Below are 13,111 nucleotides of genomic sequence, written 5' to 3' on the forward strand. Positions count from 1 at the left end.
CCCGCACGCGGCACACGATTTGAGAAATTGCAGTTCCCGCTAGCTGCAAAAATGAAATGCTATTCTATTGAAGGCGCTGTTTTTCCAATGGTACGCATAAGATACCATGGAGATACAGCGAGTGCAGCACACGCCTTCTATTTTCGCCTCGAACATACAGATCGACGCAACTCGCCTCCATCAGGAATTAGTTCAGCGTCATGAAATCGCGCTTCTTGATGTCCGCGAGGCGAAGGCGTTTGCGCAAGGCCACATCAACCTCTCGTCGCATCAGGCGTTGAGCAGCCTCGAAGCTCAGATATCGCGGACCGTTCCGCGCAGGTCCGTGCCGATCGTCGTCATCGACGATGACGGCAAGAACTTGGCCGATGAGGCGCGAACCAAGTTGATCAACCTGGGCTATCGCGATGTGCGCGTCCTTGCCGGCGGGATCGCGGCGTGGGCGGCCGGCGGCTATGCGCTCGGCACGGGATACAACACCCTGGTGAAGACGTTCGCCGACTTGGCGCACGCGCGCTATGAAACGCCCACGATCACGCCGGAGCAGCTTCAGGCCCGCTTGGACGATGGCCGGGCGACCACGCTCATCGATTGCCGCCCGGCGCACGAGCACCGGAACCTCTCCCTCGCCGGCGCCCGCAACGCGCCCGGCGTGGAGCTCGCGCTCTACGACTTGGACAGCAACACCGACCCCGATCACCTTTGGGTCGTGAGCTGCTTCAGTCGTACGCGCGGCATCGTCGGTACGACGACCCTGGCCCGTCTGGATGGGCAGGCCAACGTCGCCTTCCTCGAAGACGGCATCATGGCCGCCGTCCTGCATGGACTGCCGACCGGTCCGGGAGACCATCACGAGCCGCTAGCCCCCTTGGCCTCGGACGATACGCTCCGACGGCAAGCTGAAAGCATTGTGCGCGGCCATGGGCTGGCCATCATAGGCCAAGCGCAATACCTCGCCTTCCTGGCCGAACGAGAGGAGCGCGCGCTCTACGTCTTCGATGTGCGGCCGGAAGCCGCGTACGTGCAGGGGCATCTTCCGGACGCCTTGTCGGCGCCTGGAGGACAGTTGGTGATGACGTACGACGTGCAGGTCGCCGTGCGACAGGCCCGCGTCGTTCTCGTCGATGACGGTCATCTGAAGCGCGCGGCGGTAACGGCATACTGGCTGTCTCATTTCGACGATGCGGAGGTCCACATCCTGCCCCTGGATGCGGATGCGGCGGTGGCCGGCGCGCCGACGCCCGCCCTCCCCGACGACGTCCGGTGGCTGACGCCGACCGAGGCCGCGGCTCGTATCGGGAGCGGCTTACAGGCGTTCGACGTGGGACCGAGCCTGGCCTTCGAGCAGGGACATGTTCCGGGAGCGCGCTTCGTCTTGCGATCCGCGTTGCCCACCTGGCTTGAAGCGCACACCGCCCCGAAGGCCGCGCTCTTTACATCGCCCGACGGAATCAACGCGGCTTATGCGGCATCCGAGAGTCGTCGCCTGTTCGGCATCGACGCCTATGCGTTGGAAGGCGGAACGGAGGCATGGCGCGCGGCGGGCCTCCCGGTAGAGGCCGGTTACGAGCCTGAGCAGCTGCTCTCGCCCTTCGATGACGATTGGGGCTCGCCCATGCGCGTCAAGGCGCAGCGCGAACAGCCATTCCGCGACTATCTCAGGTGGGAGCGTGGGCTGGGTCACAGCGTGCCGCAGGACGATACCGTCCAGTTTCGATGGCCGGCCGGCTAGGCAGCTCGGCGTCGCGTCCCCGTAAACCGCCTATAACCAATCGGGCTTCTGACCATGCATTCTCGTCGGCGCTTCCTCGGTCTGCCCCTCGGCCTGGCCTTGCTGCTCGGCCTCTCCTCCGGTGCGGCCGCAGCCGACCAGCCGCTGCGCATCGCGCTGGCCTCCAGTCCAGCCAACGAAGCAGTCCGCCACGCCGCGCGACTGGCGGAGCAGCAGGGGCTGAACGTGAAGATCATCGAACTGACGGATTGGGTCGCCCCCAATACGATACTGGCGAACAAAGATGCCGACGTGAATTACTTCCAGCACATTCCCTTTCTGGAGAACGCCAAGAAAGCCAACAATTGGAACTTTACTCCCGTCGCTCCGGGGTACATCTCCTGGCTCGGTGCTTACTCGACCAAGCTGAAGTCGCTCAACGATCTGCCGAACGGAGCCAAGGTTTCGATCGCCAACGATCCGGTCAACACCGGCCGAGCGCTGCTGTTCCTGCAGGCCCTCGGCATCATCAAGCTGAAGAACGGCGCCGATGTCAACGCGACCTTGCACGACATCGTGGAGAACCCGAAGAACATCAAGATTGTCCAGGTCGAGGCTCAGCAGGTGGTGCGCTCGCTGCCGGACGTCGATCTCGGATTGACGTTTCCGTCCTTCGTCAAGCTCGCCGGCCAGGATCCGGCCGGCGCGCTGGTGTTCGAGAAGCCGAGCAACACCTATGCGATTCACTGGGTGACGCGCACCGAAGATGCCAACGATCCACGGGTCGCGCAGTTCATCAAGATCTACAACGGCGACCCGGAGGTGAAGGCCATCCTGACCAAGCTCTACAGCGGACAAATCGGCTTTGCCTGGTAGCCGCACGGCGCCGTCACACGGTCAAAAGGCCCCCATGGGATCCGACAAGAAAATCCTTCTGAACGCGTTCAACATGAACAGTGTCGGGCACATCTGCCACGGCATGTGGACCCATCCGCGAGACCAGTCGCCGGACTATACCCGGCTGGATTACTGGGTGAAGCTGGCGCAGACGCTGGAGCGCGGCAAATTCGACGGGCTGTTCCTGGCGGACGTGATCGGCGCCAACGATGTCTATGGCGCGTCGCCGGACGCGGCCTTGCGCGATTCCGTTCAGGTGCCGATCAACGATCCGATCGTTCTGATCTCGGCCATGGCCCATGCCACGCGACACCTCGGCTTCGGCGTGACGGCCAACCTCACCTATGAGCGCCCGTATCTCCTGGCGAGGCGCTTTTCCACGTTGGATCACCTGACCGGCGGCCGTATCGGATGGAACGTCGTGACCGGTTATCTGGACAGCGCCGCGCGCGCAATGGGACTGACGGAGCAGATCCGTCATGACGACCGCTACGATATGGCGGATGACTATCTCGATCTCGCCTACAAGCTCTGGGAGGGAAGCTGGGAAGACGACGCCGTCGTGAGGGACAGGAACGACAGGCGCTTTACCGATCCGGCCAAGGTGCATCGGATCCGGCACGATGGCCCCTTCTATCAGCTCGATGCCATCCATCTGAGCGAGCCGTCGCCTCAGCGCACGCCCGTCCTGTATCAGGCCGGCGGATCGCCGCGCGGCCGGGCATTCGCCGCTCGGCATGCGGAATGCGTCTTCACCAACTCGCTGACCGTTGACTTGACCAAGGCCATCGTCGCCGATCTGCGCGAGCGCGCCGTGGCCAACGGCCGGGCCGCGGACGACATCAAGATCTTCTCCGGCGCCATCGTCATCGTCGACAGGAGCGAAAAGGCCGCGCAGGAGAAATTCCTCGAGTACCAGCGCCATGCAAGCCCAGCGGCCGGCTTGACGCATTTCTGCGCCTCGATCGGCGTCGACCTGTCCCGCTACGGTCTCGATGAGCCCATCGAAATGCAGGGCACCCAGGCCATGGTGGCCGCGTTGGAATCCATCACGCGATACAATCCAGGCCGGCCCTGGACGGTGCGGCGCCTGCTCGAGCTGATGAAGCTCGGCGCGCGCAATACGCCCATCGTCGGCTCGCCCTCTCAAGTTGCCGATCAGCTGACGGATTTCGTGCGCGCGACCGACGTCGACGGCTTCAATCTGATGCGGGTCGTGACACCGGAAAGCTACGAGGATTTCGTCGACCTGGTGGTTCCCGAGCTGCAGCAGCGCGGTGTCTACAAGGAGGACTATGCCGAAGGCACCCTCCGGAACAAGCTGTTCGCCGGCCAGGGCCCGCTGCTGTCGGCGCGCCACTATGGCAAGCGGTTCCGCTACTCGCCCCGATCGGTCGAGGAGGCTGCTCCCGGCAGGCTGGGTGATGGTCTCCGTGCAAGCGGGTTGTCGTGAGAAGCAACAGTCGGTTGGGCGCGCCCGCTCGGTTGGGCGAGATCGGCCATTCGAGCACAGGTCGGCCTTCAAGAATGCACTCTGCGAGCCAACCGTGGAGACAGTGAGTGACATTAAATCATCATCGGCCAAGCGACGCTGAACTACTTGATAAATTCAAGCCGGTATTTGAAGAAATACGGCGGAAGGCGGTCTCGCGAGAGCTTGAGCGAACCCTGCTCTTCGAGCAGATGGGATGGTTGCGAGACCATAGATTTGGTGCGCTGCGCATTCCCGTAGATCGAGGCGGCTATGGTGCCTCGCTCGTGCAACTGTTTCAGTTGCTGATCGAGCTGGGTGCCGCGGATTCCAACTTGCCGCAGTCGTTGCGGCTTCATTTTCATCATGTCGAGCATCTGGTTCTCAATTCGGAGGGGGCGAAGCAGAAGATCTGGCTCGAGCATGTGTCGCGCGGCGATCTGTTCGGCAATGCGACGACCGAGCCGCCGGACGCTCCGATCGGGGAGATCCGGACGAAGGTCGTGCCCCATGTCGACGGAACCTACCGGCTGAACGGCCGCAAGGCGTACGGGACCGGCAGTCTATATGCCCAATGGATTCCCGTGGCGGCGGTCGATCATGATGGCAGGCGTGTCACGGTGATTGTTCCCGCGGACAGGACGGGGGTCACGCTCGTCGATGACTGGGGTGGCTTTGGTCAGCGCCTGACCGCCACAGGCACGTCGATCTTCGAGGACGTCGTCGTTCACACCGACGAAATCTTGAGACGGGACAAGGGGATCACGAGGGCGGGAAGCAACTTCCCGCAACTGGTCCATCTCGCGACACTTGCGGGCATCGCGGCCGCGGCGGCGCGCGACGTTACAGAAAGGGTCGCGGCACGCCGGCGTATCTATTCGACCGGATCGGGCGACCTGGCACGCAATGATCCGATCATTCAGGCCGAAGTCGGCAAGATCGTCGCCGTGGCCGGCGCCGCGCGTTCCATAGTGCTGGGCGCCGCGGCGTCTCTCGAAGACGCCTGGCATCGGTGGAATGAAGACGGTGAACACGCCGCCACGACGGACGAGGCCTACATCAAATCGGATATCGCCATTTCCTCGGCGCAGGTGGTTCTGATTCCCCTGGTCCTCGGCGCGACGTCGCAGCTCTTCGATGCGCTCGGTGCTTCGGCCATCGACGCGAAAGCGGGGCTGGATCGATATTGGCGCAACGCGCGCGCCGTATCGTCTCACAATCCCCATCTCTACAAGGCTCGGCGCATTGGGGATTTTCATTTGAACGGCACGCCGCCGCCGATCTTCGTCCCCGGCGACGACGTCGGGGTCAGCCCTGCCGCCGAAGCAGCGCAGTCCGGCCAAACCGCTGTCTAATGCCTACGGCGCCGAGCGGGCGTCGCTCGGACGCCGCGCGAGCCCAACCAAGAACCGACGGCGCCGCGCAGGCGCCCCCACCGCGCTCAAGCCCAGGCGAAAACGATGGGAATGACCTCGATCCGGTTCGTCACCCGTCCGATCCCCGCCACGTTTTCGGCCACCACCTGGACGGCACTGCGCACACGGTCGTCGCCGACGGTGCCGGTCAGCTCCACGTTGCCGTTGCGGACGACGACGTCGATCGCATCGCTCGCAGCCCATCCACTCCGGTCGACCTCCTCGACGATGCGGCCGCGGATGCCCGCGTCGTCCTCGACGGGCGTCGGCATGGCTTCGAGCCGCCGCACCAGCGCCGCCAGCAGATTGGCCCGACTGACGATGCCGATGACCTTGCCGTCGCGGACCACGGGCAGCCGCTTGAAACCGCGGCTCTCCATCAGGTCCGCGACCTCGTGGAGCGGTGTTTCGCTGCCGACGGCTTCGGGCGCGCGCGTCATCACGTCCCCGACCGTGCGGCCATGCGCGTGCGCGTACTCGTCGGCGCGCAGGCCCGGATCGGTCAGGAACTCGAGCCACCGCGCGCGCTTGCGCTCGGTGCCGAGCTCGACCCGCCGGATCAGATCGCCTTCGGTGACGATGCCGACGAGCCGCTCGTCCTTGTCGAGGACCGGTAGCCCGCTGATGCGGTTGCGCAGCATGAGCTGTGCTGCTTCCAGCACGGTGGCCTCGAAGCGGACCGTCGCCGCCCCCAGGGTCATGACGTCGCTCACCTGCATGGTGTCGCCTCCTTGGTATCACCGTCGGTTCGTTCGGCCGAGGCGACAGTGCGCTTGACGGGAATGAAGCTACCTGGGCTCAACGATAGACCAGGACCGGGATTTTCGAATGCGTCAGCACCTTCGTGGTCTCGCTGCCGAGGACGACAGCGGCCACGCCCCGCCGCCCATGGGATGCCATGGCGATCAGATCGCAACCGCGCTGCTCGGCCGTCTCGACGATGGCTCGGTAGGGCTCGTCCCGCTCGACCTGCACCGTCTCGCAATCGAGACCCAGCTCCTTAGCCTTGCGCTCGGCATCCGCGAGAATAGCCGCAGCCTGGTCATGGGCATGGCGTTCGTACTCGGGGCGCGTCCATCGCAGCTGTTCGGGGTCCGCGGAGAGGAGGTAGAACGGTTCCACGGCCGTCAAGACGGTCACCTTCGCACCCGCGTCTCTGGCGAGCTCCATGCTCTTGTCCAATGCGGCAGTCGAGAGCGGAGAGCCGTCGGTCGGGATCAGGACATGACTGAACATTTTCGTCCCCTCGCCGCCTGAGTTGATGGGCCTTCGTTGCCTACTGATTATCCCCCTTGTGGCGCCGGCTGAATTGATGCGCGTCAAATAGCGCGGGGCGTCGGCCGCGCCGCGCTAATGGGCCACGAGATAGCAGAAGGGCACGTTGCGCAGCAGGTCCCACGTGACGCCGCCGAAGATCCACTCGCGCGCACGGCTGTGGCCATAGGCGCCCATGACCACCAGGTCCGCATCGAAATTCTCGGCCTCCGAGATGATCAGCGCTGCCGCGTCCGCGTCGTTGCCCTGGCGCATCACGGCCGTCGCCTTGGCGTCGTGCTTCTGCAAGTAGGCGGCGACGTCCTTTGCGCTCTCGATATCGCCGGGGTCGCCGACCGAGAGCACCGAGACGGCGTGGGCCGCCTTCAGCAGCGGCAAGGCCTCGAGGACCGCCCGCCTCGCCTCGCGGGTGTCCTTCCACGCGACGACGATGCGCCGGCCGGAGACGTAGCGGGTGCTGGCGGGAACGATGAGCGCCGGCCGGCCGATCGTCAGCGCCGCCTCGCCCGGGTCGATCCGGAAGGCCCGGCCCGGATCGTCGTAGATACCGTTCTGACCGAGCACGACCAGATCGGCGCACCGCGCCTGCCTGGCGACGAAGCTCACGGGAACGTCGACGCCGGCGCGCCACTCGCTCCTGGCTTGCCCCGCCCGATCGCGAAAGATGTGCTCCACCTTCTCCAGGTCGGCGGCGATATTGTGCTCTTCCAGGCGGGCCGAATTCTCGCGGCAGCCCTCCGGGTCGACAGTGAAGAAATCCCTCTGCCGACCGGCGACGCCGATCAGGACCGCGCCGAAGCGCTCGGCGAGCTCGGCCGCAAGCTGCACGCGATCCGCCGCGCTCAAGCCCAGGTCCACCGCGACCATGACGCTTCGGTATGACATCGGAGCGCTCCCATTCTCGGAGCAGGTTGCATGTCCGGCTGCGACGAGCATTGACCGAGGTCAAGCTCCGGCGGCAGTCTCGCAGCTCCTTTGATTCAGCTCAACGCGCCAACGGCGGTGGGCGGCCAAGTGGAGCGTCGATCGCGACGCGGAGGACACCATGGACTACATGCTGATATCGGGGCTCCTGAGCATCCCGGCCGTCCTTCTTCTGGCTGCGCTCACGCGATCGATGACCGCCGAGAACGCAGCGGCCCGGGTCCCGGTGCGGATTCAGGTCTCGCCGCCACGACGGCGCAGTTGACCGCTCGCCTTTTGATTGCTCGCCTTTTGATTGCTCATCTCGGCTGATCGCCCGCCTTGGCGGACGCTGATCGGCGAGCTATGGCGTCGGTCGGCGCGAAGTCGGCCGCACTCCGTCCCGCCGGGTGCTCCCAGCAGAGGATAGATTAACCCATGACTGCATCGAGGGCGCTTCGGCTGCTGGCGATCGTCGCCATCCTGGCCGCAATCGGCTACGGCCTCTGGGATCGGTTGCGCCCCGCCGATCTGCCCGATGGCTTTGCCCGCGGCAACGGGCGCATCGAGGCCACGGAAATCAACGTTGCCGCCAAGATCGCCGGCCGGGTGGCGGAGCTCATGGCCCGCGAGGGCGAGTTCGTCACCACCGGCCAGGTGCTGGCCAAGATGGACACCGCCGTGCTGACGGCCCAGCTCGCCGAGGCCACGGCCAACTGGCAGCGAGCCCAGATCAGCGTCGAGACCGCGACGTTCGCCGTCAAGCAGCAGGAGGCGCAGCAGCAGGCGGCCACGGCGCTCGTGGCCCAGCGCCAGGCCGAGCTCGACTCAGCGGAGAAGAACCTGTCGCGGGCCAAGGAGCTGGCCAGCAGCGGCTCGGGCTCGATTCAGCGCCTGGACGACACCACGGCGGCGTTCCAGGGCGGCAAGGCGGCGCTCGCCGCCGCCCAGGCCCAGGTGGCCGCGGCCAACGCCGCCATCAGCAACGCGCGCGCAGAAGTGGTCTCGGCCCGCGCCGCCGTCGAGGCATCCAAGGCCACGATCGAGCGCATCAAGGCCGACATCGACGACAGCACGCTGCGCGCGCCGCGCGACGGGCGCGTCCAGTACATCGTCGCCCATCCCGGCGAGGTGGTGAGCGCCGGCGGTGTCGTGCTCGACCTGGTGGACCTGAGCGACGTCTACATGACCTTCTTCCTGCCGACGCGGCAGGCCGGCCGAATCGCGCTCGGGACCGACGGTCGCATCGTCCTCGATGCCGTGCCACAGTATGTGATCCCGGCCGAGATCTCCTTCGTCGCCGACGTCGCCCAGTTCACCCCAAAGACGGTCGAGACCGAGGAGGAGCGCGAGAAGCTGATGTTCCGCATCAAGGCGCGCATCAAGCCCGAGCTGCTCAGGGAATACATGAAGTACGTCAAGACCGGGCTGCCCGGCACCGCCTATGTGCGCCTGGACCAGACGGCCGCTTGGCCGGCGCAGCTGAACGTGAGCCTGCCCAAGTGACCGGCACGGCCGGCGACGAGGGCCAGGCGCGGCAGCGCCCGGTCGCGCGCTTCGTCGACGTCACCTTGGGCTACGGCAAGGTGACGGCGCTCGACCGTGTCAGCCTGGAGCTGCCGCAGGGCTGCACCGTGGGCCTCATCGGTCCGGACGGCGTCGGCAAGTCGAGCCTGCTGTCGCTGATCGCCGGCGCACGGATGATCCAGACGGGCACCGTCGAGGTGCTGGGCGGCGACATGGCGAACGCCGCCTTCCGCGCCGACGTCTGCCCCCGCATCGCCTACATGCCTCAAGGCCTCGGCAAGAACCTCTATCCCGTGCTGTCGGTCGCGGAAAACATCGACTTCTTCGGCCGCTTGTTCGGCCACGACAGGGCCGAGCGCGAGCGGCGCATCGCGGCGCTGACCGCCAGCACGCGGCTGTCGCCCTTCCGCGATCGCCCCGCCGGCAAGCTCAGCGGCGGCATGAAGCAGAAGCTCGGCCTGTGCTGCGCGCTGATTCACGACCCGGACCTGCTGATCCTCGACGAGCCGACCACGGGCGTCGACCCGCTGTCGCGCCGCCAATTCTGGGAGCTGGTCGACACCATCCGGGCGGAGCGGCCCGGCATGAGCGTGATCGTCGCCACCGCCTACATGGAGGAGGCGGCGCGCTTCGACTGGCTCGTGGCCATGGATGCAGGCCGGCCGCTGGCAAGCGGCTCGCCCCAGGATCTGCTTGCGCGCACCGGCGCCGACACGCTGGAGGCGGCCTTTGCCGCCCTCCTGCCGGAGCAGAAGCGCGGCGGCTACGGGCCGCTGGTGATCCCGCCGCTCGCCCCGGACGGCAACGAAGAAGCCGCCATCGAAGCCCGTGGCCTGACCATGCGCTTCGGCGATTTCACGGCCGTCGACCATGTCGACTTCCGTGTGACGCGCGGCGAGATCTTCGGCTTTCTCGGCTCCAACGGCTGCGGCAAGTCGACGACGATGAAAATGCTGACGGGCCTGCTGCCGGCGAGCGAAGGCCAGGCCTGGATCTTCGGGCAGCCGGTGGATTCCGCCGACCTGAACAGCCGGCGCCGGGTCGGCTACATGTCGCAGGCCTTCTCGCTCTACAGCGAGCTGACCGTCCGCCAGAACCTCGAACTGCACGCCCGCCTGTTCCAGCTGCCCGTCGACGAGATGCCCGGACGTGTCGAGGAGATGCTCGACCGCTTCGATCTCGCCTCCCTCGCCGACCAGTTTCCCGAAGCTCTTCCCCTCGGCCACCGCCAGCGCCTGTCGCTCGCGGTCGCGCTCGTGCACCGCCCGGAGATCCTGATCCTGGACGAGCCGACCTCCGGGGTCGATCCGGTGGCCCGCGATGCCTTCTGGCGCATCCTGATCGAGCTGTCGCGCAGCGGCGGGGTGACCATCTTCATCGCCACCCACTTCATGAACGAGGCCGAGCGCTGCGACCGCATCTCGCTCATGCACGCCGGCCGCGTCCTGGTCACCGACCAGCCGCATGCGCTGGTGGCGCGGCGCGACGCCAAGTCCCTCGAGGACGCCTTCATTCTCTATCTCGAGGATGCAGGCGCCGGCGACCCGCCCCAAGCGCCGGGTGAAGCGGCTGCCACGACGCCCACGCCGGCGGCGGCCACCGTGCCGGCGCACGCCGCGATGCGGCGGCGCTTCGATCCGCGCCGGATCGCCAGCTATGCCAACCGCGAGGGGCTGGAGCTGCGGCGCGACCCGGTGCGGCTCACCCTCGCCCTGCTCGGCAGCGTCATCCTCATGTTCGTCATGGGCTTCGGCATCAGCCTCGACGTGGAGGACCTGACCTTCGCCGTGCTCGACCGGGACCAGACCACGGCCAGCCGCGACTACGCGCTCAACATCGCCGGCTCGCGCTATTTCGTCGAGCGGCCGCCGATCACCAGCTACCAGGACATGGACCGGCGCATGCGGCGGGGTGAGATCAGCCTTGCCATCGAGATCCCGCCGGGCTTCGCGCGTGACGCCGCGCATGGCCGCAAGCCGTCGATCGGTGCCTGGGTCGACGGCGCCATGCCGACGCGCGCCGAGACGATCAACGGCTACGTGCAGGGCATGCATGCGCAATGGCTCTCGGCGCAAGCCACGGCGCGCGGCCAGGACAAACTGCTGCAGCCGCTGGCGACGATCGAGACGCGGTTCCGCTACAATCCGGACGTCAAGAGCCTGGTGGCCATCGTGCCAGGCGTCATTCCCGTTCTGCTGATGCTGATCCCCGCCATGCTGGCAGCGCTCAGCGTGGCGCGCGAGAAAGAGCTGGGCTCGATCGTGAACCTCTACGTCACCCCGACGACGCGGTTGGAGTTCCTGCTCGGCAAGCAGCTGCCGTACATTGCGCTGTCGTTCCTGAGCTTTCTCACCCTGGTGCTGTTCGCAGTGATCGTCCTGCAGGTGCCGCTCAAAGGCAGCTTTCTCACGCTGGCGCTCGCGGCGCTGTGCTACCTGACCGCGGCGACAGCCGTCGGCCTCTTGATGTCGACGTTCCTCAAGAGCCAGATCGCCGCCATCTTCGGCACGGCGGTGCTCACCATCCTGCCGGCGGTGAACTTCTCCGGCCTGATCGACCCGGTGACGTCGCTGGAGGGCGCGGGCCGGCTCGTCGGCGAGCTCTACCCTGCCACCTACTTCCTCATCATCGCTCGCGGCACCTTTTCCAAAGCGCTCGGCCTCGGCGATCTCGCCATCTACTTCGTACCGCTGCTGATTGCCATTCCCGTGCTGCTCGGGCTGGCCGCCGCCCTCCTCCCGAAGCAGGAGCGTTGAGATGGCCAACATCTTCCATCTCGGCATCAAGGAGCTGCGCAGCCTCTGGCGCGATCCGGCCATGCTGCTGCTCATCGCCTATGCCTTCACCATCGCCGTCTACTCCGGGGCCAAGGCGATGCCGGAGACGCTCAACCGCGCGCCCATCGCCATCGTCGACGAGGACCGCTCGCAGCTGTCCGAGCGCATCGTGCGCGCCTTTCACGAGCCCTACTTCAAGCCGCCTGAGCTGATCACCTTCGCGGGCATGGACCAGCGCATGGATGCCGGCAGCGACACCTTCGCCGTGGTGATCCCGCCCGACTTCCAACGCGACGTGCTCGCGGGCCGAAGCCCGGCGGTGCAGCTCAACGTCGACGCCACGCGCATGTCGCAGGCCTTCACCGGCAGCGGCTACATCCAGACCATCATTTCCGACGAGGTGCGCGAGTTCACCAAGCGCTACCGCTCCGTCCAGGATCTGCCGGTGGGGCTGGTCCAGCGCTCGCGCTTCAATCCGGAGCTGAACCGTACCTGGTTCGGCGCCATCAATCAGGTGATCAACAACGTCACCATGCTCGCGATCGTGCTGACCGGGGCCGCGCTGATCCGCGAGCGCGAGCACGGCACGCTGGAGCACCTGATGGTCATGCCCGTGACCCCGTTCCAGATCATGACCAGCAAGATCTGGGCGATGGGCTGGTGGTGCTGGCCGCCTGCGCGGCCGCCCTGCTCATCGTTGTGCAAGGCCTGCTCGCCGTGCCGATCGAGGGATCGATCGCCTTGTTCCTGGTCGGCGCCGCACTGCACCTCTTCGCTGCCACGTCGCTCGGCATCTTTCTCGCGACCATGGCGCGGTCCATGCCGCAGTTCGGGCTGCTGCTGGTGCTGGTGCTGCTGCCCCTGCAGATGCTGTCCGGTGGCATGACGCCGCGCGAGAGCATGCCCGACTTCGTGCAGACGATCATGCTGGCGGCACCGACCACGCACTTCGTCACGCTCGCCCAGGCTATCCTGTTCCGCGGAGCGGGGATCGACGTGGTCTGGCCGCAGTTGCTCGCTATCTTTGCGATCGGCGCCTTGCTCTTCGCCATCGCCCTCACCCGCTTCCGCAGCACGGTCGCGGCACTGGGCTGACGGTGGCGGCCGGGGTGCCCCCGGGCCGCCACGGCAAGCC

Annotated in this window: 10 protein-coding genes and 1 pseudogene; 8 read left to right on the plus strand and 3 right to left on the minus strand. The window is 66.3% G+C overall.

All coding sequences use genetic code 11. The features are described 5' to 3' along the window. The first annotated feature begins 121 nt into the window (after window positions 1–121). The 4 genes from ACZ5PO_RS31715 to ACZ5PO_RS31730 all read left to right on the plus strand — a co-directional run bounded on the left by ACZ5PO_RS31715 (window position 122) and on the right by ACZ5PO_RS31730 (window position 5,434). Complete coding sequence (locus tag ACZ5PO_RS31715; protein WP_464186497.1) at window positions 122–1,732, plus strand: rhodanese-like domain-containing protein; 1,611 nt, start codon at window positions 122–124, stop codon at window positions 1,730–1,732. Window positions 1,733–1,831: 99 nt separating this feature from the next. After that, on the plus strand, window positions 1,832–2,587 hold the full coding sequence (locus ACZ5PO_RS31720; protein ID WP_464186499.1) for a MetQ/NlpA family ABC transporter substrate-binding protein: 756 nt from the start codon (window positions 1,832–1,834) through the stop codon (window positions 2,585–2,587). Between the two features lie 34 nt (window positions 2,588–2,621). Then, window positions 2,622–4,061: an LLM class flavin-dependent oxidoreductase gene (locus ACZ5PO_RS31725; protein ID WP_464186500.1), complete on the plus strand. Its 1,440-nt coding sequence runs from the start codon at window positions 2,622–2,624 to the stop codon at window positions 4,059–4,061. Window positions 4,062–4,168: 107 nt separating this feature from the next. Next, the gene (locus tag ACZ5PO_RS31730; protein WP_464186501.1) at window positions 4,169–5,434 is read left to right on the plus strand and encodes an acyl-CoA dehydrogenase family protein; all 1,266 of its coding nucleotides are present in this window, start codon (window positions 4,169–4,171) and stop codon (window positions 5,432–5,434) included. 86 nt (window positions 5,435–5,520) lie between these two features. Here the strand turns inward: ACZ5PO_RS31730 and ACZ5PO_RS31735 are convergent, their stop codons facing one another. From ACZ5PO_RS31735 to ACZ5PO_RS31745, 3 genes are all read right to left on the minus strand, one after another. Further along, a complete protein-coding gene (locus ACZ5PO_RS31735) occupies window positions 5,521–6,213 on the minus strand; it encodes a CBS domain-containing protein (protein WP_464186502.1) in 693 nt (230 codons plus the stop codon). Between the two features lie 79 nt (window positions 6,214–6,292). Beyond that, window positions 6,293–6,730 carry a universal stress protein gene (locus tag ACZ5PO_RS31740; protein WP_464186503.1) on the minus strand — a complete coding sequence of 146 codons (438 nt, stop codon included), beginning with the start codon at window positions 6,728–6,730 and terminating at the stop codon, window positions 6,293–6,295. 114 nt (window positions 6,731–6,844) lie between these two features. Next, entirely contained in the window at window positions 6,845–7,654 is an 810-nt protein-coding gene (locus ACZ5PO_RS31745; RefSeq protein ID WP_464186504.1) for a universal stress protein, read from the minus strand. Between the two features lie 160 nt (window positions 7,655–7,814). On the opposite strand from ACZ5PO_RS31745, the gene ACZ5PO_RS31750 reads away from it, so the two are divergent. The 4 genes and pseudogenes from ACZ5PO_RS31750 to ACZ5PO_RS31765 all read left to right on the plus strand — a co-directional run bounded on the left by ACZ5PO_RS31750 (window position 7,815) and on the right by ACZ5PO_RS31765 (window position 13,071). Continuing rightward, a complete protein-coding gene (locus ACZ5PO_RS31750; RefSeq protein ID WP_464186506.1) occupies window positions 7,815–7,958 on the plus strand; it encodes a hypothetical protein in 144 nt (47 codons plus the stop codon). 152 nt (window positions 7,959–8,110) lie between these two features. Beyond that, window positions 8,111–9,178, plus strand: coding sequence for an HlyD family secretion protein (locus ACZ5PO_RS31755; RefSeq protein ID WP_464186508.1), 1,068 nt, complete (start codon window positions 8,111–8,113; stop codon window positions 9,176–9,178). After that, complete coding sequence (gene rbbA / locus ACZ5PO_RS31760; RefSeq protein WP_464186511.1) at window positions 9,175–11,955, plus strand: ribosome-associated ATPase/putative transporter RbbA; 2,781 nt, start codon at window positions 9,175–9,177, stop codon at window positions 11,953–11,955. The genes ACZ5PO_RS31755 and rbbA overlap by 4 nt, the downstream gene beginning before the upstream one ends. A 1-nt stretch (window position 11,956) precedes the next feature. Beyond that, window positions 11,957–13,071 (plus strand): annotated as a pseudogene (locus tag ACZ5PO_RS31765) (ABC transporter permease). The last annotated feature ends 40 nt before the right edge of the window (window positions 13,072–13,111 follow it).

The organism is Chelatococcus sp. KU-N122, from assembly GCF_055391085.1.